This is a genomic window from Streptomyces sp. NBC_00096, from assembly GCF_045041305.1.
Classification (GTDB): Bacteria; Actinomycetota; Actinomycetes; order Streptomycetales; family Streptomycetaceae; genus Streptomyces.
This window is the reverse complement of sequence record NZ_CP108221.1, coordinates 2,169,437-2,188,069: the sequence shown is the minus strand read 5'-3', so window position 1 is coordinate 2,188,069 and position 18,633 is coordinate 2,169,437. Positions and strand designations below refer to the sequence as shown.

Sequence of the window (18,633 nt, the reverse complement as noted above, 5' to 3'; positions counted from 1 at the left end):
GAAACTTCTCTTCTGAGAGCGTCCCCGACCAGCGGTCAACGATATCAGCCGACGGATGGTCAAGACCCGCCCTTTACCCGCCTGATACGAGTTCTATGCTCGGTCCATGGCAGAAATCCTGGCCCTTGTGGAAGCCCGGCTGCGCGCCACGCTCGGCGAACCCGACGCCCGCGCCGCCGTCACCTTCCTGGGTACCGACCGCATCGAGGTCCTCCGCTTCACCGAGGGCGACCTCGTGCGGTACGCGACCCTCGGCATGTCCGCACAGCCGATGACCGACCCGACGGCGGTGGTCGCCGATCCGGTACGCGGCCCGCGCGCCGAACTCCTCCTGACCGTGCGCGGCGGTCTCGCGCCCACCGACAGACTGCTGCGACCGCTGGCCGTGCTGGCGGCGGCCCCCCAGGTGGAGGGGCTGATCGTGGCGCCCGGGGCCTCACTGGACGTGGGGGAACCGCTCTGGGACGGGGCTCCGTTCACCTCCGTGCTCGTGGCGGAGCCGGGCGGGCTGGTGGAGGACGTCGTACTGGAGGACCCGATGGACCCGGTCTCCTTCTTCCCCCTCCTCCCGATGACGGCGAACGAGGCGGCGTGGAAGCGGGTGCACGGCGCGGCCGCGCTGCAGGAACGCTGGCTCGCGCGCGGCACGGATCTGCGGGACCCTCTGCGTACGGCGGTCGCACTGGACTGACCGCCGGACTGACCATCCGGCCGCCCGGCCGCCCGGACGGGTGATCGCGTCTTGACGGGGCGCGCGGCGGGGAGGAGCGTGGCTTCTTATGAGGGGCGAACCGAGTTGCCCGAAGTGCGGTGGCCGGGTCAGGGCGCCCGGCCTCTTCGCCGACTCCTGGCAGTGCGCGGTGCACGGCACCGTTCATCCCCTGCAGCCCGTGATCCCGCCGAGCGTCGAAGGCCTGGGCGTGGTGGTGAACCGGGCGCAGGTGCCGGTCTGGATGCCCTGGCCGCTGCCCGTCGGCTGGCTCTTCACCGGGATCGCCTCCGCCGGCGACGACCGCAGCGGCGGCCGGGCCACCGCCGTGGCCTGCTCGGGTCCCGGCCCGCTCGGCGGCATCGGTGAGCTGCTGCTGATCGCCGAGGAGCTGGGCGTCGGCCTGGGCGCCCGGTTCGCGGGCCTCGACGCCCCCGACCCGGCCCCCTTCATGAACGTCTCCGCCCCGCCGCACGCCAAGGTCGTCGCCGCCGGGCGCCCGACGCCGCTCTGGCACGTCACCGGTGTCCCGGACGACCGGGCCGTCTTCGCCGGGGAGGCGCGCGGGCTGTGGCTGTGGGCCATCGTCTGGCCGGAGCAGTCGGGGCTGCTGATGTACGACGAGCTGGTCCTGACCGACCTGCGCGACGCGGGATCCGAGGTCGAACTGCTGCCCTGCGGGGCGCTGAGCCCCCGCATTCTGTCCTCCTGACGCGCCGTTCTCCTCCTGACGCGCACCTCGCACCGCTCGGCCCTGGCGGGCCTCGCGGGCTTCGGCGCGCTGCGCCGGACTCCGTCCGCCGGTCCGGCCGGTGGCCGCGCGGGGTCGGGGCCCCGGCACTCCGGCGCTCCGGCCGAGGCCAAGCCCGGCCCGGCCGCGGCGGTCGCGCCCCCGGTCCCCGGGCCGGGGGTATCCTTGAGCGTCCCCCGTCATACCCACCACCTCCTGGAGCTCCGCTGTGCGCATCGATCTGCACGCGCACTCCACGGCCTCGGACGGTACGGACACCCCCGCCGAGCTGGTGCGCAATGCCGCCGCCGCGGGGCTCGACGTGGTCGCACTGACCGACCACGACACGGTCGCCGGATACCGCGAGGCGATCGACGCGCTGCCCGCGGGGCTGACCCTGGTCACGGGCGCCGAGCTGAGCTGCCGTCTCGACGGCACGGGGATGCACCTGCTCGCGTACCTCTTCGACCCCGAGGAGCCCGAGCTCTCCCGCGAGCGGGAACTCGTACGCGACGACCGCACCCCGCGCGCGCAGGCCATGGTCGGCAAGTTGCGGGACCTCGGAGTGGACATCACCTGGGAGCGGGTGGCCCGGATCGCCGGTGAGGGCTCCGTCGGACGCCCGCACATCGCCGCCGCGCTCGTCGAGCTCGGCGTCGTCCCCACCGTGTCCGACGCGTTCACCGCGGCCTGGCTCGCCGACGGCGGCCGCGCGTACGCCGAGAAGCACGAGCTCGACCCCTTCGACGCGATCCGCCTGGTCAAGGCCGCCGGCGGGGTCACCGTCTTCGCCCACCCGGCCGCCGTCAAGCGCGGCGAGTGCGTGTCCGAGAACGCGATAGCCGCCCTGGCGGCGGCCGGCCTGGACGGCATCGAGGTCGACCACATGGACCACGACGAGGCCACCCGCGCGCGCCTGCGCGGCCTGGCCGGCGACGTCGGACTGCTGACCACCGGGTCCAGCGACTACCACGGCAGCCGCAAGACCTGCCGCCTCGGGGAGTACACGACCGACCCCGAGATCTACGGCGAGATCACGCGCCGGGCCACCGGGGCGTTCCCGGTTCCCGGCGCCGGTGGACGCGCGCGCGGCTGACCGCTGCCGCCGCCCCTCCCACTCCGCCCCCTTTCCGTAACACCCCTCTCCTGCAAGGCATCACTGTGCTCGATTTCGCCGTCTTCGGATCCCTCTTTCTCACGCTTTTTGTGATTATGGACCCCCCGGGGATCACGCCCATCTTCCTCGCCCTGACCTCCGGCCGCCCCGCCAAGGTGCAGCGCCGCATGGCCTGGCAGGCCGTCTGCGTCGCTTTCGGCGTCATCGCGGTCTTCGGCATCTGCGGCCAGCAGATCCTCGACTACCTGCACGTCTCCGTGCCGGCCCTGATGATCGCTGGCGGTCTGCTGCTCCTGCTCATCGCGCTCGACCTGCTCACCGGCAAGAACGACGAGCCGAAGCAGACCAAGGACGTGAACGTCGCGCTCGTCCCGCTCGGCATGCCGCTGCTCGCCGGGCCCGGTGCGATCGTCTCGGTGATCCTGGCCGTGCAGAAGGCCGATGGGCTCACCGGCCAGCTCTCCGTGTGGTCCGCGATCGTCGCGATGCACGTCGTGCTGTGGGTGGTGATGCGCTACTCGCTCGTCATCATCCGCGTGATCAAGGACGGCGGCGTCGTCCTCGTGACGCGCCTGGCGGGCATGATGCTCTCCGCGATCGCCGTCCAGCAGATCATCAACGGCGTGCTCCAGGTGATCCACACCTCCTAGCGCCCCGCCGTCCCGCCGCCGCGCATGCGAACGCCCCCGCACCGGGATCGGTGCGGGGGCGTCGGCGTCGTGCCTTCGTCGTACGCGGCGGCGGTCGCCGTTCGTCAGTTGGACACGGTCTCGGCCGGTCGGATCAGGATGCGCTGGCCGATGGCCGCGGCCTGCTCCACGATCCGGTTGACGGAGGCCGCGTCCACGACGGTGCTGTCCACGGCAGATCCGTCGACGTCGTCCAGGCGCAGAATCTCGAAGCGCATGGGGCTTCTCCCTTCGTCGGTGTTTCTCCTTGTACAGGGTTAACGAAGTGTAAGCCGCAAACATTCCCTACGCTAAGGAAATTTTTTCCTTGTCTAACTACTAACGGGTATCGGAGTCGTCAGGGGAGGCCCAGAACCCCGCCAGCGCCGCCGCCGTGGCCGCCGGATCCTCGGCGTTCGGCGAGTGCTCGGTACCCGGGACCACCACCCGCGCCGCACCCAGCCGGCGGGCCATGGCGTCCATGTCCGACACCGGCCACACCGGGTCGGACTCCCCGGACAGCACCAGCTTCGCCAGTCCCGGCGCCGCGGCGGCGAGCTCGTCGATCCGGTCCGGCTCGCCGATCAGCGCCCGGCCGGTGACGATCAGCTGCTCGGGTACGGTCCCCAGCCAGCGCTCGCGCAGGAAGGCCGCCAGCTCGGGGGAGTCCGGGGGCGTATCGCGCGGGTCCATGGCGCGCATGGCCGCCCAGATGCCGGGCATGTCGTCGCCCATCGCCTCCAGGGCGGAGACGAGCAGCTTCGTACGGTCCCGCTGGTCCGCGCAGACCGCGCCCGGACCGCTGCTCAGCAGCGTGAGGCTGGCCCAGGGGGCCGGATCCCGGACCACGGCCGCCCGTACGACCAGCCCGCCCAGCGAATGTCCCAGCAGGTGCACCGGGCCGGCCCCGCCCAGCGCGGCCGTCTGCGCGAGGACGTCGCGGGCCAGCTCCTCCAGGGCGTACGGGGCCTCCGTGCGCGGACCGCCGCTCTCGTGCTGCCCGCGCCCGTCGACGGCGACCACCCGGTACCCGGCGGCGGACAGCGGCCCGAGGAGGCCGATGAAATCCTCCTTGCTGCCGGTGTAGCCGGGGACCAGCAGGGCGGTGGCGCGCACCGGGCCGCCGGGCACGGCCTCGTGCACGGCGAACTCGCCGCGGGCGGTGCTCAGGCGGTACGCGCGGGCCGAGGGCGGCAGGGTGAGGGTCGGCGGCTTGCTCATGAGCCCGAGGTTACCGGCCCGTACGGCAGTTCGGACGCCGTTGCGGCACTGTTCGCGTCCGGGTACGCCGATGGCCCCGGCCCCCTGGGAAAGGGGACCGGGGCCATCGGCAGGGCGTTACGCCTCCGGGGTCTCCACCGCGGCGGCGACCTTGCGGGTCCGGGTGCGCTTCGGCTTGACCGGAGCCTCCTCGGCGACCGGGGCGGCGGCCTCGGCGGCCGGAGCCTCCGGGGCGGCAGCGGCGACCTTGCGGGTCCGCGTGCGCTTCGGCTTGACCGGAGCCTCCTCCGCGACCGGGGCGGCGGCCTCGGCGACGACCTCGGCGGCCGGGGCGGCGGCGACCTTGCGGGTCCGGGTGCGCTTCGGCTTGACCGGAGCCTCCTCGGTCACCGCGGCGGCGGCCGGGGCCTCGACCACGGCGGCCCGGGCGACGACCTCGGCCACCGGGGCGGCGACCGGAGTGGCCGCGGCCTTGCGGGGCGCGCGGGCACGCGGGGCGCTGCTCCGAGGAGCACTGCTCCGCGGGGCGCGGACCGGCTCGACCGGCGGGGCGATCTGGAAGTCCGGCTCCGGCTCCCTGACGAACGGCGCCAGGGGCTCCAGCACGCCCGCGGGGGCGGCGGCGACGAAGGTGGCGGCCGGAGCGGCCGACCGGGTCCGGCGACGGCGCGGGGTGCGCGGCTGCTCGGCGGCCGGAGCCTCCGGGGCCTCGACGACCGGGGTGACCGGTGTGACGGGGGCGGCGACCTGGGCGGCCACCGGGGCCAGGACCTCGGCACCGTGCTCCGAGCCACCACGCGTACGGCGGCGCTGGCGCGGCGTACGGGTCCGGGCGGGAGCCTCCTCGGCAGCCGGGGCAGCGGCGCCGCGGCCACCGTCACGACCGGAGTCACGGCCACCGTCACGGCCGGAGTCACGACCGCGGTCACGACCGGAGTCGCGGCCACCGTCACGCCCGGCGTCGCGACCGCCACGGCCACCGCGGCCGCCGGTCTCGCCCAGGTCTTCCACGTTCTCGGCCTTCAGGCCGGCCCGCGTGCGCTCGGCGCGGGGCAGGATGCCCTTGGTGCCGGCCGGGATGTTCATCTGCTCGTACAGGTGCGGGGACGTGGAGTACGTCTCCACCGGGTCGTGGAAGTCCAGCTCCAGCGCCTTGTTGATCAGCTGCCAGCGCGGGATGTCGTCCCAGTCGACCAGGGTGACGGCGATGCCCTTCTTGCCCGCGCGGCCGGTACGGCCCACACGGTGCAGGAAGGTCTTCTCGTCCTCGGGGGTCTGGTAGTTGATGACGTGGGTGACACCCTCGACATCGATACCGCGGGCGGCGACGTCGGTGCAGACCAGCACGTCGACCTTGCCGTTGCGGAAGGCGCGCAGCGCCTGCTCGCGGGCGCCCTGGCCCAGGTCGCCGTGGACGGCGCCGGACGCGAAGCCGCGCTTCTCCAGCTGCTCGGCGATGTCGGCCGCCGTGCGCTTGGTGCGGCAGAAGATCATGGCGAGCCCGCGGCCCTCGGCCTGCAGGATGCGGGAGACGAGCTCCGGCTTGTCCATGTTGTGCGCACGGAAGACGTGCTGCGTGGTGTTGGCGACGGTCGCGCCCTCACCGTCCTCCGAGACGGCGCGGATGTGCGTCGGCTGGGTCATGTACCGGCGGGCCAGTCCGATGACCGCGCCCGGCATGGTGGCCGAGAACAGCATCGTCTGTCGCTTCGCGGGCAGGTAGCTCATGATCCGCTCGACGTCGGGCAGGAAGCCCAGGTCGAGCATCTCGTCGGCCTCGTCCAGGACGAGGGCCTTGACCTTGGAGAGGTCGAGCTTCTTCTGCCCGGCCAGGTCGAGCAGGCGGCCCGGGGTGCCGACGATCACGTCGACGCCCTTCTTGAGCGCCTCGACCTGCGGCTCGTACGCGCGGCCGCCGTATATGGCGAGGACGCGTACGTTGCGGACCTTGCCCGCGGTGAGGAGGTCGTTGGTGACCTGGGTGCAGAGCTCGCGGGTCGGAACCACCACGAGGGCCTGCGGGGCGTCGGTGAGCTGCTCCGGCGTGGAGCGGCCGGCCTCGACGTCGGCGGGGACGACGACGCGCTCCAGCAGGGGGAGGCCGAAACCGAGCGTCTTGCCGGTACCGGTCTTGGCCTGGCCGATGACGTCCGTGCCGGAAAGGGCGACGGGGAGGGTCATCTCCTGGATCGGGAAGGGGGTCACAATGCCGACGGCCTCAAGGGCTTCGGCCGTCTCGGGAAAGATCCCGAGGTCTCGGAACGTAGTCAGGGTGCTGCCTCTTCTGTGAGACGCGGCGCGAGGCGGCGAAGGGGGTCGTACCGTGCCGGGCTTGCAGTACTACGACGTACGTACCAAGCTGCGCGGGACCACGAGCCATCGCTCAGGCGCTTTATGCCGCTGAGGGGGCCCCTCGTGGGACGGTACGCATGAGCGCACGCGTCACGCCGAGGGCGGTCGGGTGGAGCCGATCGGGCCACCGACCGGGCATCCTCATTCGGATGGCCCGCCGAGTGTTCGGCAGGCGCATTACCACTGTACCCCGGAATCTCGCAGCTGTGTGGGGTGAATTCACCAGGTAGGCGTGTTTACGTGGACTGAGCAGGTGGTTCGTGGTCCCATTCGGCGAGCTATTGTGCGGAGCATGTCGACCGTTGAAAACGCATCGCCCGCCGACGAAAGCGCCTCCGCCGAGGCGGTCGGTATCGCCGCCCAGGACTGGGCCACGGCCTCCGCCTCGCCGCAGTACCGGGCCGCCGTGGTGGACCTGCTCGGGGCGCTCGCGTACGGCGAACTCGCGGCCTTCGAGCGCCTCGCGGAGGACGCGAAGCTCGCGCCCACCCTCGGCGACAAGGCCGAGCTCGCCAAGATGGCCTCCGCCGAATTCCACCACTTCGAGCGGCTGCGCGACCGGCTCACCGAGATCGCCGCGGACGCCACCGCCGCGATGGAGCCGTTCGCGAAGGGCGTCGACGACTTCCACCGCCAGACCGCGCCGTCGGACTGGCTGGAGGGCCTGGTCAAGGCGTACGTCGGCGACTCGATCGCCAGCGACTTCTACCGCGAGGTGGCCACCCACCTCGACACCGACACCCGCGGGCTCGTCGTGAGCGTGCTCGACGACACCGGCCACGGCGGCTTCGCCGTCGAGAAGGTGCGCGCCGCGATCGAGGCCGACCCGCGCTGCGGCGGCCGGCTCGCGCTGTGGGCCCGCAGGCTGATGGGCGAGGCGCTGTCGCAGGCGCAGCGCGTCGTCGCCGAGCGCGACGCGCTCTCCACCATGCTGGTCGGCGGCGTCGACGGGATGGCGGCCGGCTTCGACCTGGCGGCCGTCGGCGAGATGTTCACCCGGATCACCAAGGCGCACACCAAGCGGATGGCGGCCCTCGGCCTCGCGGCCTAGCCGCCGGCCTGGTCACCGCCCCGCCGGCCCCGCCGGACCCGTCCCGTCACGTACGCCGGCCCCTGCGCGTGGATTCCCGCGCAGGGGCCGGCGTACGTCCGTCAGCGGGGTCTGTCACCCCCGCGTCGGAACCGAAAACGGAGTCCGGGGGGACTGCCTGCCCGGGCGGCCGGCCGGCCGCAGCAGCAGCGACAGGACCACCGCGGAGACCAGCGCCCCTCCGATGAAGGTCGCGAACAGGGTGTTGTGCCCGGGGCCCAGCGCGGTGTGCGTCAGATAGGCCCCGAAGAGCGCACCCGCCACCCCGCTCACCAGGACCGTCCGTGCGGAGGGCAGTCGCTGGGCGAGCACGCGGACGGCCGCACCGGCCAGGGCGAGGCCCAGCAGAGCGGAGCCGAGCGTCTCGATCAACAGCATGGCGATTCCTCTCGGAGCGACGGCGTACCGGGTCGGGTCTTATTGCGGTCCTACCCGAAGCGGAGGAAACGGAAACGGCCCGGTGGAGTCATCCACCGGGCCGTTCTCAGCGCTTCTCAGCGCGTACCGTCTCTCCGCCGTGCTCCTTGTCAGAGCGCGCCGAAACCGACCTTGCGCACGTTGGGCTCGCCCAGGTCCACGTACGACAGGCGCTCGGACGGCACCAGGACCTTGCGGCCCTTGTTGTCCGTGAGGCTCAGCACCGGCGCCGAGCCGGACAGGGCGGCGGTGACGATGCTCTCCAGCTCCTCGGCACTCAGGTCGCTCTCGAGCACGATCTCCCGGGGTGCGTGCTGCACGCCGATCTTGACCTCCACGGCCTTGTCCCTCCGACGGTCCGGTTCGCGCGATCAGCCGCGCCGTTACCCGGTCCACATTAGCCCGGAGAGGGGACGTGTCCGCCGCGCGGCGGAAACGCTCGCAGCGAACAGCCGCCGGTCAGACACGCCCGGAGCCGGCCCGGAGCTGATCCGCAGCCGGCCCGAGCGGCTCAGACGTCCGTCGGGTGCAGCGGGAAACCTGCGATTCCGCGCCACGCCAGGGAGGTCAGCAGCCCCACCGCGGTGTCACGCGCGACCGGGCTCTCGCTCGACAGCCAGTAACGGGCCACGACCTGCGACACCCCGCCCAGCCCCACGGCCAGCAGCATCGACTCGTCCTTCGACAGGCCGGTGTCCTCGGCGATGACGTCGGAGATGGCCTCGGCGCACTGCAGCGAGACGCGGTCGACGCGCTCGCGCACCGCCGGCTCGTTGGTCAGGTCCGACTCGAAGACGAGCCGGAAGGCGCCGCCCTCGTCCTCGACGTACGCGAAGTAGGCGTCCATGGTCGCGGCGACACGCATCTTGTTGTCGTTCGTCGACGCGAGCGCGGTGCGCACGGCGAGCAGCAGGGCCTCGCAGTGCTGGTCCAGGAGCGCCAGGTAGAGGTCGAGCTTCCCCGGGAAGTGCTGGTAGAGCACGGGCTTGCTGACGCCCGCGCGCTCGGCGATGTCGTCCATGGCCGCGGCATGGTAACCCTGCGCGACGAAGACCTCCTGGGCGGCGCCCAGGAGCTGGTTGCGCCGGGCCCGGCGCGGAAGTCGCGTGCCCCGCGGACGCGCTGCCTCGGTCTGCTCGATGGCTGTCACGCCGCCTCCCACTTTCTCTAGAACACAGTGCGCCTTGCGCCGCGCCGCCATCGTACTTTTCGGTAACCGAATCTGGAGGGTTCAAGCCGAGTTTTCTCGCGGTACGGACCGGCGGTTACCCGCCGGAGACGCTGGTCAGCGCTTGGCTCAGCGGTAGTCGTCCTCGTCGAGGGTCACCACCCGGGTCTGCTCGACGGCGTCCCCGTCGGAGACTTCGCGCAGGCCGACGTCCGTGAGCGGGTCGTCCTCCAGCGGATTCAACTCGGTCCGCTGCTCCGCCGCGTCCGCCTCGGGGGCCTCCACGTCGAGGGGCTCCCGCTGCTCCGACTGGAAAGTGTCCGGTTCCGCAGGGTCGACAGTCATGGGAACACCCCTTTCCACCTACGAGCCTAGGAGGAACGCGGATACCCCGCCAGGCGGTCCGCCATGCACCTGTGACGGCGAACACAAGAAGTGGAGCGTGATCCTCTCGTAACATTGCCCCCATGTCTTCGACCGAGCTCCCGGGTGTACGGTCCTCCGCCGCATCGTCTTCCCAGGTGGGAGCGGTACGCGTGGCCGAAGGAGAGCAGCTGCGCACCGACCGGCTGCCCGGACTGGAAATGACCGTGAGGGCCCGGCCGGCGCTGCACCCCGGCCTGCCGCCCGCGCTATTCGTACACGGGCTCGGCGGGTCCTCGCAGAACTGGTCCGCGCTGATGGGCCGGCTCGCCGCCGCCGTCGACGGCGAGGCCCTCGACCTGCCCGGCTTCGGCTGGTCCCCGCCGCCCGCCGACCGGGACTACTCCGTCACCGGGCTGGCGCGCGCCGTCATCCGCCACCTCGACGCCGCCGGGCGCGGGCCGGTCCACCTGTTCGGCAACTCCCTCGGCGGGGCGGTCTCCACCCGGGTCGCGGCCGTCCGGCCCGACCTGGTGCGCACGCTGACGCTGGTCTCCCCGGCCCTGCCCGAACTGCGCGTGCAGAAGTCGGCCGTGCCGACCGCGCTGCTCGCCGTACCCGGCGTGGCCGGGCTCTTCGGCCGCCTCACCCGGGGTCTGAGTGCCGAAGAGCGCACCCGGGGGGTGACGGACCTCTGTTACGGGGACCCCTCGCGGGTGACGGCCGAGGCGTTCGCGCTGGCCGTCGAGGAGATGGAACGGCGCCTCGCGCTACCGTACTTCTGGGACGCGATGACCCGTTCCTCGCGCGGCATCGTCGACGCCTACACCCTCGGCGGGCAGCACGGGCTGTGGAGCCAGGCGCAGCGGGTACTCGCTCCGACGCTGCTGGTCTACGGTGGCCGGGACCAGCTCGTCTCGTACCGTATGGCGCGCAAGGCCGCCGCGGCCTTCCGCGGTTCGCGGCTGCTGTGTCTGCCGGAGGCCGGGCACGTGGCGATGATGGAGTACCCCGACGTGGTCGCGGCCGCGTTCCGGGAGCTGCTGGACGACACCGGCGGCGGGCACGGCACCGGTCCGGACCCCGGTGTCGCGGACCGGGTCGAGGAAACCGACGAGGACGGCAAGGGCTGAGCGCGTGGGACGACATAGCCGCAAGGAGCCCCAGGCTCCGGGCCCCGGCCAACCTGAACCGGCCGTGAGGGCCGGGTCCCAGGCCGGACCCGGGGCCGGGTCCCGGGCCGTGTCCGGGGCCGGGTTCCAGAGCAGTGCCCCGACCGGATCCCGGAGCGGCGCCCCGGCCGGACATCAGGGCGGCGCCCCGGCCGCGTGGCCCGAGCCCGCCGTCAGCCACGGGGGGCAGGTGCCCCCGCCGCGCCACGAGCCGGTGTCCGGTGCGCGCGGCGGACACCCCGAACAGCGCGAGCCCGGCGGAGCCTGGGGCGCGACCGCCCGCTCCGGTACGGGTGCCGGTACGGGCACGGCGTACGGGGACTGGCGCGGGGCACCGCGGACCCGCCCGGCCACGGCGTCCACACAGGCGCCGCCGTGGGTGCCGGAGGGCGACACCGGGGCTTTCGACACCGGGGCCTTCGACGCCCCGGCTTTCGACACCGGGGCCTTCGACACCCGAGCCTTCGACGCCCCGGCCTTCGACACCGGGGCCTTCGACACCGGGGCCTTCGACACCCGAGCCTTCGACGCCCCGGCCTTCGGCACCCCCGCGGCCGGCTTCCCGCAGGTCGCCCCGGACTCCGGGATGACCTCCACGGGCACGCACCGCCGGGTCGCGGCGCCCCACTCCGCCGACTCCGCCCGCTCCGCCGTCACCTCCACCGGTTCGCACCGGCGGATCACCGTGCCCGGACCCGGTCCGGACGCCGACGGGGCGTTCACCGCGACGGGCTCCCACCGCCGGGTCTCCGTGCCCGGGGACCCCCTGACCTCCACCGGCCCGCACGGCCGGATCCCGGCGCCCCGTACGCCGGTCGCCCCGAGCGCCCCGGACGCCGAGCCGGAGCCCGCGACGACCGGACGCGGTCTCAAGGTCCGCACGTACGCGGGCATGGCCGCCGCGGCCGTCACCACCGTGCTCGCGGTCGTCGTCGCGGGTCAGGTGGCCTCCGAGGGCGACGGCGGCAAGACCAGTGCGCGCGCGGCAGGCGACGGCAACAGCCACACCGCCCAGGGGAACTCCGCCGCCTCCCGCTCCGACGACCGCCCGACCCCGGCAGGCGCGGGCTCCGGCGCCGCCCAGGCCGTGCCGGAGCTCCCGTACGAACAGAGGATGGCTCAGCAGTTCCCGATCGACGAGAAGCTGAAGGGGCCGGGCACCTTCGACACGGTGCCCGGGGTGGCGCGGGCGCCCGGCAAGGGCAAGGTGATCCGCTACCGGGTCGACGTCGAGCAGGGGCTCGGCCTGGACGCGCAGCTGTTCGCGGAGGCCGTGCACCGCACCCTGAACGACGACCGCAGCTGGGGCCACGGCGGTTCGAAGACCTTCGAGCGGGTGCCGGGCGGCGAAGCCGATTTCGTGATCACCCTGGCCAGCCCCGGCACCACCGGCGTCTGGTGCGCCAAGTCCGGGCTGGACACCACCGTCGACAACGTCTCCTGCGACTCCGCGTCCACCGACCGCGTGATGATCAACGCGTACCGCTGGGCGCAGGGCTCGGTGACCTACGGCGCGGACCAGATGTTCGCCTACCGCCAGATGCTGATCAACCACGAGGTCGGCCACCGGCTCGGCCACGGGCACGTGAGCTGCCAGACGCCGGGCGCGCTCGCCCCGATCATGCAGCAGCAGACGAAGTCCCTGGACATCAACGGAATTCACTGCAAACCCAACCCCTGGGTGTTTCCCGGGAGTTGATCCGCCGCGTTGACAAGCTGTCCGATGGTCGGTAATTGTTCTCCGCATGTCGCACCTGCACACCACCACCGCGAGCGCCGCCATTGAGCTGGCGCTGCTTGGTGTGACCGCGCACAGCGTGGCCGACATCTTCTGTCGCTGACGCCTCCCTGAGCGCGTGCGACTGCCTTTTCCTTCCGCTGTTCCGCCGCGCCCGGGGGCTCCATGCCCGCAGGCGCGGCTTCTTTTCGTTCTCCGTCTCCGCCGACGGTGACCGCTGCCCCTCGCGTGGCCTCCTCCCCATTCCGTTTCACGCCGAGAGGTCGTTCTTCCCATGGTTTCCGCCGGGCCTGCCCGTCATCAGATATCGCGCCGCGTGGCCGCGGTCGCCGTCAGCCTCGTCCTGGCCGGGGGCGCCGCGGCCTGCGGGCCCGAGGACGGCTCGGGCAAGGCGGCGGACAAGCCCGGCGCGGGCGGCGCCGCCGGCGCCCCGCAGAAGGGCGGCACGCTGAGCGTCCTCAACAACGAGCCGCAGAGCGACTTCGACCCCGCCCGCCTCTACACCTCCGGCGGCGGAAACGTTCCTTCGCTGGTCTTCCGCACGCTGACCACCCGCAACCGCGAGGCCGGTCCGGCCGGCGCCAAGGTGGTCCCCGACCTGGCCACCGACCTCGGCAAGCCCAACGCCGACGCCACCGAGTGGACGTACACGCTCAAGGACGGGCTGAAGTACGAGGACGGCTCGCCGATCACCACCGCCGACATCAAGTACGGCATCGAGCGCTCCTTCGCCGCCGAGCTGTCGGGCGGAGCCCCGTACCTGCGCGACTGGCTGGTCGGCGGGGAGACGTACGAGGGCCCGTACAAGGACGGCGGCAAGGGCCTCGACTCGATCGTCGTGCCCGACGCGAAGACGATCGTCTTCAAACTCCGCAAGCCCGAGGGCGAGTTCCCCTTCCTGGCCACGCAGACCCAGTTCGCGCCCGTGCCCAAGGCCAAGGACACCGGGGTCAAGTACGAGGAGCACCCCGTCTCCTCCGGCCCGTACAAGGTCGTCAAGAACGAGAACGACGGCGAGCACCTCACGCTGGAGCGCAACGAGAACTGGGACGAGAAGACCGACGAGGAGCGCAAGGCCTACCCGGACAAGATCGACGTCCGCTCCGGGCTCGACGCGGCGGTCATCAACCAGCGGCTGTCCACCAGCTCCGGCGCCGACGCGGCCGCCGTCACCACCGACACCAACCTCGGCCCCGCCGAGCTGGCCCAGATCGGCGACAACAAGGAGCTGTCCGGGCGGGTCGGCACCGGCCACTTCGGCTACGTCAACTACCTGGCCTTCAACCCGAAGGTCGCCCCCTTCGACAACCCGAAGGTCCGCCAGGCCATCTCCTACGCGATCAACCGCACCAGCGTGATCAACGCCGCCGGCGGCTCCGCCCTCGCCGAACCGGCCACCACCTTCCTGCCCGAGCAGGAGGCCTTCGGCTTCGCCAAGTACGACCACTTCCCGGCGGGCAAGACCGGCGACCCGGCCAAGGCCAAGGAACTGCTGGCCGAAGCGGGCTTCAAGGACGGGCTGAGCATCACCCTCACCCACTCCACCGCGCAGAACCGGCAGACGAGCCCCGAGGTCGCCACCGCCGTGCAGCAGGCGCTCGCCGCCGCCGGGATCACCGTCAAGCTGGAGGGCCTGGAGAACAACGCCTTCAACGAGAAGCGCTGGGACGTCAAGAACACCCCCGGCTTCTTCCTCTCCCGCTGGGGCGCCGACTGGCCCTCCGGCGCGCCCTTCCTCGCACCGATCTACGACGGCCGCCAGATCGTCACCAACGGCACCAACTACAACCACGCGCAGCTCAACGACCCGGCGGTCAACACCGAGATCGACGAGATCGCCAAGCTGACCGACCTCGCGGCGGCCGGCAAGCGCTGGGGAGCCCTCGACAAGAAGATCGGTGAGCAGGCCCTGGACGTGCCGCTCTTCCACCCGGTCTACAAGCGGCTCGTCGGCAAGGACGTCAAGAACGTCGTCATCAGCGACTGGACCGGCGTCCTCGACATCTCGCAGGTCTCGGTCAAGTGACGCTCCTCGCCCACCCTTCGGCGTCCGGACCCGGGGTCGCCGCCCCGGGGCCGGGTGCCGGGCGGCAGGTCTGGCGGCGGCTGCGCGCACGGCCCTCGGCCGTGGCGGCCGCCGCCGTTCTGGCGCTCCTCGTCCTGCTCGCCCTCACCGCACCGCTGTTCGCGCAGCTCACCGGCCAGGACCCGAACGCGTACCACGACGAGCTCGTGGACTCCGCGCGCGGCGGCGTACCCCTCGGCTCCTTCGGCGGGGTCTCGGGCGAACACTGGCTCGGCGTCGAACCGGGCACCGGCCGCGACCTGTTCACCCGGCTGCTCTACGGAGCGCGGGTCTCGCTGCTCGTCGCGCTCGGCGCCACCGTCGTCCAGGTCTTCCTCGGCATCACCGCCGGGCTCCTCGCCGCGCTCGGCAACCGCTTCGTCGGACAGTTCATCGGCCGCGTCACCGACGTGATGATCGCGCTGCCCATGCTCGTGCTCGCCATCGCGCTGACCGCCGTCGTCCCGCCCGACTTCCCGCGGCCGCTGCTGCTGATCCTGGTCATCGGACTCCTCGACTGGGGCGGCACCGCCCGCATGGTGCGGGCCCAGACCCTCACCCTGCGCGGCCTGGACTTCGTCGAGGCCGCCCGGCTCTCGGGCAACGGCACCCTGCGCATCGCCCGCCGCGAACTGCTGCCCTCGCTGGCCGCGCCCGTCATCACCTTCGCCGCGATCAAGGTCCCCACCAACATGGTGATCGAGGCCTCGCTCTCCTTCCTCGGGGTCGGCGTGAAGCCGCCCACCCCGTCCTGGGGACAGATGCTCTCCAGCGCGCAGACCTGGTTCCGCGCCGATCCCACCTACGTCCTGCTGCCCGCCGGGCTGCTCTTCGTCACCGTGCTCGCCTTCACCGTCCTCGGCGACGGAGTCCGCACGGCCCTCGACCCGCGCGAGGGCTCGCGCCTGCGCGTCGGCACCAGGAAGGAGCGCAGCGCATGACCCGCTTCGCGCTCAAACGGCTCGGCGGGGCGCTCCTGGTGCTGCTCGCCCTGTCCGTCGTCGTCTACGCCCTGTTCTACGTCGCCCCCGGCGACCCCGCCCGCCTCGCCTGCGGGGAGCGGTGCAACCCGGCCCAGGTGGCCCAGGTGCGCCAGCAACTCGGGCTGAACGACTCCCTGGTCGTGCAGTACCTGCACTTCCTGCAGGGGCTGGTGGCCGGCCGCGACTACTCCGGCGGCGCCGGGCTGGTACTGCACTGCGACGCGCCCTGCCTCGGATTCTCGTACCAGAACGACCAGCAGGTCACCGAGCTGATCCTGGCCCGGCTCCCCGCCACCCTCTCGCTGGCGCTCGGCGCGCTGGTGATCTGGCTCGTGATCGGCGTCGGCACCGGACTGCTGTCCGCGCTGCGCCGGGGCGGGTTCACCGAGCGGGCGCTGACCGTGGTCACCCTCGCCGCCACCGGCACCCCCGTCTTCATCCTCGGACTGCTGCTGCTCATGGCCGTCTGCGCCTACCTCCAGTGGCTGCCGTTCCCGACCTACGTGCCGCTCGGCGAGGATCCCGAGCAGTGGGCCTGGAACATGCTGCTGCCGTGGGTGACCCTCGGCTTCTTCGAAAGCGCCAAGTACGCCCGGCTGACCCGCAGTTCCACCCTGGAGACGCTCGCCGAGGACCACATCCGCACCTTCCGCGCCTACGGGGTGGGGGAGCGGGCGATCGTGACCCGGCACGCCGTGCGCGGCGCGGTGGCCCCGGTGATCGCGCTCAGCGCCGTGGACTTCGGCACGATGATCGGCGGCGCCGTGCTGACCGAGTCGCTGTTCGGGATCCCCGGGCTCGGCAAGACCCTCATCGACGGGGTGCGGGTGGTGGACCTGCCCGTCGTGGTGGGCGTGGTCCTCACCATCGGCGCGGCCGTCGTCATCGCGGGCGCCGTCGCCGACCTGCTCTACGCCGTCGCGGACCGAAGGGTGGCCCTGACATGACCGGACTGCTGGTGGACGTCACCGACCTCACCGTCGAGTTCCCCGTCGGCGGGCCGGGGGAGTTCCTGCGGGCCGTGGACGGGATCTCCTTCACCCTGGAGCCGGGGCGCGCCCTGGGCATCGTGGGGGAGTCCGGAAGCGGCAAGTCGACCGTCGCGGCGGCCCTGCTGGGGCTGCACCGGGGGACGGGTGCGCGGCTCGGCGGATCGGTCCGGGTCGGTGGCACCGACGTGGGTACCGCTTCGGCTGCCGAGCTCCGATCGCTCAGGGGCGCCGTCGCGGCGATGGTCTTCCAGGACCCGCTCAGCTCCCTCGACCCGTACTACTCCATCGGCGACCAGATCGCCGAGGTCCACCGGGTCCACGCGGCCGTCTCGCGGCGGGCGGCGCGGGCGCGGGCGGTGGAGGTGCTGGAGCGGGTCGGCATACCCGATGCGGTGCGGCGCTCGCGGGCGCGGCCGCACGAGTTCAGCGGCGGGATGCGGCAACGGGCGCTGATCGCCATGGCGTTGGCGTGCGAGCCGCAGCTGCTGATCGCGGACGAGCCGACCACCGCGCTGGACGTCACCGTGCAGGCGCAGATCCTGGACCTGCTGCACGGGCTGCGGGAGGAGCGGGGGCTCGGGCTGCTGCTGGTCACGCACGACGTGGGGGTGGCGGCGGAGAACGTGGACGAGCTGCTGGTCATGAGGGACGGGCTGGCGGTGGAGCGGGGGCCGGTGGCGCGGGTCCTGGCGGAGCCGTCGCAGGAGTACACCCGTGCCCTGCTGGCGGCGGTGCCGAGGCTGGACGCGGTGCGGGTTCCCCGGCCGGGGGCGGTACGGGCGCTGCCCGCACCCGCGCCTCAAACGCCGGCCGGGCTGGATTCGGCCGGGCCGGGTGTGCCCGCGCGGCCCAAGGATCGGGGCTCCGCCCCGGACCCCGCGCCTCAAACGCCGGCGGGGCTGGATATGGCCGGGCCGGGTGTGCCTGCGGGGCTGGAATTGGCTGGTGAACCCGTCGTCGAGGCGTTCTCGTTGTGGAAGGAGTTCGGGCGGGGGAAGCGGCGGGTGGCGGCCGTCGGCGGGGTGTCGCTCGCCGTGTACGCCGGGGAGACGCTGGGGATCGTCGGCGAGAGCGGCAGCGGCAAGAGCACGCTCGGGCGGATGCTCGTCGGGCTGCTGGAGCCCGGCTCCGGGCAGGTCCGGCGCGGTGGGCGGGAGAGCGCCGGGGTGGTGCCCGGGGTCCAGATGGTGTTCCAGGACCCGGTGTCCTCGCTCAATCCGCGCCGTTCCATCGGGGAGTCCATCGCCGATCCGCTGCGCGCGGCGGGGGAGAAGGACGCGCGGGCCGTCCGCGGCCGGGTCGGGGAGCTCCTCGAACGGGTCGGGCTGGAGGCGGGGCACTACGACCGCTATCCGCACGAGTTCAGCGGCGGCCAGCGCCAGCGCGTCGGCATCGCCCGCGCACTCGCGCCCCGGCCCCGGCTGATCGTCTGCGACGAGCCCGTCTCGGCCCTCGACGTGACCACGCAGGCGCAGGTCACCGCCCTGCTGGCCGAGCTCCAGCGGGAGCTGGGCATCGCGCTGGTGTTCATCGCGCACGACCTCGCGGTGGTGCGCCAGGTGAGCGACCGGGTCGCCGTCATGCGGGGCGGAGTGATCGTGGAGGAGGGGCCGGTCGACGAGGTCTACGACCGCCCCGCGCACGCCTACACCCGCCAGCTGCTGGCCGCCGTCCCGTCCCCGGACCCCGCCCTGGCCGCCGCGCGCCGCCTCGGCCGGAGCAGTCGGACCGCAGTTCCGGACGGAGTCCTCACAGGCTCCCAGTAGTTCTTAGCGTGCTCGAACGCGAACCGTACGGGAAAGTTACGACTCTTCACCCCTTCCGGTGGCGCGACGGACAACCGTCCGT

At 72.7% G+C, this 18,633-nt stretch carries 19 protein-coding genes; 12 read left to right on the top strand and 7 right to left on the bottom strand.

Annotated elements, in window-relative coordinates:
• Positions 1-106: 106 nt before the first annotated feature.
• The 4 genes from OG904_RS09255 to OG904_RS09240 all read left to right on the top strand — a co-directional run bounded on the left by OG904_RS09255 (position 107) and on the right by OG904_RS09240 (position 3,206).
• Positions 107-691, top strand: coding sequence for a suppressor of fused domain protein (locus tag OG904_RS09255; protein ID WP_405489206.1), 585 nt, complete (start codon positions 107-109; stop codon positions 689-691).
• Between the two features lie 88 nt (positions 692-779).
• Positions 780-1,421 carry a DUF6758 family protein gene (locus OG904_RS09250; protein ID WP_405489204.1) on the top strand — a complete coding sequence of 214 codons (642 nt, stop codon included), beginning with the start codon at positions 780-782 and terminating at the stop codon, positions 1,419-1,421.
• 247 nt (positions 1,422-1,668) lie between these two features.
• Positions 1,669-2,535 carry a PHP domain-containing protein gene (locus OG904_RS09245; protein WP_405489202.1) on the top strand — a complete coding sequence of 289 codons (867 nt, stop codon included), beginning with the start codon at positions 1,669-1,671 and terminating at the stop codon, positions 2,533-2,535.
• Between the two features lie 65 nt (positions 2,536-2,600).
• Positions 2,601-3,206, top strand: coding sequence for a MarC family protein (locus tag OG904_RS09240; RefSeq protein WP_405489200.1), 606 nt, complete (start codon positions 2,601-2,603; stop codon positions 3,204-3,206).
• 104 nt (positions 3,207-3,310) lie between these two features.
• Here OG904_RS09240 and OG904_RS09235 read toward each other — a convergent pair whose 3' ends face one another.
• The 3 genes from OG904_RS09235 to OG904_RS09225 all read right to left on the bottom strand — a co-directional run bounded on the left by OG904_RS09235 (position 3,311) and on the right by OG904_RS09225 (position 6,626).
• On the bottom strand, positions 3,311-3,463 hold the full coding sequence (locus OG904_RS09235) for a hypothetical protein (protein WP_405489198.1): 153 nt from the start codon (positions 3,461-3,463) through the stop codon (positions 3,311-3,313).
• A gap of 100 nt (positions 3,464-3,563) precedes the next feature.
• Positions 3,564-4,445, bottom strand: a complete 882-nt coding sequence (locus tag OG904_RS09230; protein ID WP_405489196.1) for an alpha/beta fold hydrolase — start codon at positions 4,443-4,445, stop codon at positions 3,564-3,566.
• 117 nt (positions 4,446-4,562) lie between these two features.
• Positions 4,563-6,626, bottom strand: coding sequence for a DEAD/DEAH box helicase (locus tag OG904_RS09225; protein ID WP_405489194.1), 2,064 nt, complete (start codon positions 6,624-6,626; stop codon positions 4,563-4,565).
• 463 nt (positions 6,627-7,089) lie between these two features.
• Here OG904_RS09225 and OG904_RS09220 point away from each other — a divergent pair, with 463 nt between their 5' ends.
• On the top strand, positions 7,090-7,848 hold the full coding sequence (locus OG904_RS09220) for a ferritin-like fold-containing protein (RefSeq protein WP_405489192.1): 759 nt from the start codon (positions 7,090-7,092) through the stop codon (positions 7,846-7,848).
• Positions 7,849-7,962: 114 nt separating this feature from the next.
• On the opposite strand, the gene OG904_RS09215 is transcribed toward OG904_RS09220, so the two are convergent.
• The 4 genes from OG904_RS09215 to OG904_RS09200 all read right to left on the bottom strand — a co-directional run bounded on the left by OG904_RS09215 (position 7,963) and on the right by OG904_RS09200 (position 9,817).
• Positions 7,963-8,265 (bottom strand): hypothetical protein, encoded by a 303-nt coding sequence (locus OG904_RS09215; RefSeq protein WP_405489190.1) that lies wholly within the window; start codon positions 8,263-8,265, stop codon positions 7,963-7,965.
• A gap of 149 nt (positions 8,266-8,414) precedes the next feature.
• Positions 8,415-8,642 carry a DUF3107 domain-containing protein gene (locus tag OG904_RS09210; RefSeq protein WP_405489188.1) on the bottom strand — a complete coding sequence of 76 codons (228 nt, stop codon included), beginning with the start codon at positions 8,640-8,642 and terminating at the stop codon, positions 8,415-8,417.
• Positions 8,643-8,815: 173 nt separating this feature from the next.
• Positions 8,816-9,454 carry a TetR/AcrR family transcriptional regulator gene (locus OG904_RS09205; protein ID WP_214949215.1) on the bottom strand — a complete coding sequence of 213 codons (639 nt, stop codon included), beginning with the start codon at positions 9,452-9,454 and terminating at the stop codon, positions 8,816-8,818.
• 147 nt (positions 9,455-9,601) lie between these two features.
• Positions 9,602-9,817 carry a hypothetical protein gene (locus tag OG904_RS09200; protein WP_405489186.1) on the bottom strand — a complete coding sequence of 72 codons (216 nt, stop codon included), beginning with the start codon at positions 9,815-9,817 and terminating at the stop codon, positions 9,602-9,604.
• 122 nt (positions 9,818-9,939) lie between these two features.
• Here OG904_RS09200 and OG904_RS09195 point away from each other — a divergent pair, with 122 nt between their 5' ends.
• From OG904_RS09195 to OG904_RS09165, 7 genes are all read left to right on the top strand, one after another.
• Positions 9,940-10,968: an alpha/beta fold hydrolase gene (locus OG904_RS09195; protein ID WP_405489184.1), complete on the top strand. Its 1,029-nt coding sequence runs from the start codon at positions 9,940-9,942 to the stop codon at positions 10,966-10,968.
• Positions 10,969-11,197: 229 nt separating this feature from the next.
• Complete coding sequence (locus tag OG904_RS09190; RefSeq protein ID WP_405489182.1) at positions 11,198-12,706, top strand: DUF3152 domain-containing protein; 1,509 nt, start codon at positions 11,198-11,200, stop codon at positions 12,704-12,706.
• 46 nt (positions 12,707-12,752) lie between these two features.
• Positions 12,753-12,848: an Ms4533A family Cys-rich leader peptide gene (locus OG904_RS09185; protein ID WP_323182585.1), complete on the top strand. Its 96-nt coding sequence runs from the start codon at positions 12,753-12,755 to the stop codon at positions 12,846-12,848.
• A 171-nt stretch (positions 12,849-13,019) separates the two neighbouring features.
• A complete protein-coding gene (locus OG904_RS09180; protein WP_405489179.1) occupies positions 13,020-14,771 on the top strand; it encodes an ABC transporter substrate-binding protein in 1,752 nt (583 codons plus the stop codon).
• The gene (locus OG904_RS09175) at positions 14,768-15,751 is read left to right on the top strand and encodes an ABC transporter permease (RefSeq protein ID WP_405489177.1); all 984 of its coding nucleotides are present in this window, start codon (positions 14,768-14,770) and stop codon (positions 15,749-15,751) included. Before OG904_RS09180 ends, OG904_RS09175 begins: the two co-directional genes overlap by 4 nt.
• Positions 15,748-16,740 carry an ABC transporter permease gene (locus tag OG904_RS09170; protein ID WP_405489175.1) on the top strand — a complete coding sequence of 331 codons (993 nt, stop codon included), beginning with the start codon at positions 15,748-15,750 and terminating at the stop codon, positions 16,738-16,740. The genes OG904_RS09175 and OG904_RS09170 overlap by 4 nt, the downstream gene beginning before the upstream one ends.
• Entirely contained in the window at positions 16,737-18,551 is a 1,815-nt protein-coding gene (locus OG904_RS09165) for a dipeptide ABC transporter ATP-binding protein (RefSeq protein WP_405489173.1), read from the top strand. The genes OG904_RS09170 and OG904_RS09165 overlap by 4 nt, the downstream gene beginning before the upstream one ends.
• Positions 18,552-18,633 lie beyond the last annotated feature (82 nt).

Coding starts and splice junctions, on each gene's coding strand:
- OG904_RS09255 (WP_405489206.1), top strand. CDS start 107: ATGGCAGAAATCCTGGCCCTTGTGGAAGCCCGGCTGCGCGCCACGCTC.
- OG904_RS09170 (WP_405489175.1), top strand. CDS start 15,748: ATGACCCGCTTCGCGCTCAAACGGCTCGGCGGGGCGCTCCTGGTGCTG.
- OG904_RS09235 (WP_405489198.1), bottom strand. CDS start 3,463: ATGCGCTTCGAGATTCTGCGCCTGGACGACGTCGACGGATCTGCCGTG.
- OG904_RS09220 (WP_405489192.1), top strand. CDS start 7,090: ATGTCGACCGTTGAAAACGCATCGCCCGCCGACGAAAGCGCCTCCGCC.
- OG904_RS09250 (WP_405489204.1), top strand. CDS start 780: ATGAGGGGCGAACCGAGTTGCCCGAAGTGCGGTGGCCGGGTCAGGGCG.
- OG904_RS09225 (WP_405489194.1), bottom strand. CDS start 6,626: ATGACCCTCCCCGTCGCCCTTTCCGGCACGGACGTCATCGGCCAGGCC.
- OG904_RS09230 (WP_405489196.1), bottom strand. CDS start 4,445: ATGAGCAAGCCGCCGACCCTCACCCTGCCGCCCTCGGCCCGCGCGTAC.
- OG904_RS09165 (WP_405489173.1), top strand. CDS start 16,737: ATGACCGGACTGCTGGTGGACGTCACCGACCTCACCGTCGAGTTCCCC.
- OG904_RS09215 (WP_405489190.1), bottom strand. CDS start 8,265: ATGCTGTTGATCGAGACGCTCGGCTCCGCTCTGCTGGGCCTCGCCCTG.
- OG904_RS09195 (WP_405489184.1), top strand. CDS start 9,940: ATGTCTTCGACCGAGCTCCCGGGTGTACGGTCCTCCGCCGCATCGTCT.
- OG904_RS09180 (WP_405489179.1), top strand. CDS start 13,020: ATGGTTTCCGCCGGGCCTGCCCGTCATCAGATATCGCGCCGCGTGGCC.
- OG904_RS09200 (WP_405489186.1), bottom strand. CDS start 9,817: ATGACTGTCGACCCTGCGGAACCGGACACTTTCCAGTCGGAGCAGCGG.
- OG904_RS09185 (WP_323182585.1), top strand. CDS start 12,753: ATGTCGCACCTGCACACCACCACCGCGAGCGCCGCCATTGAGCTGGCG.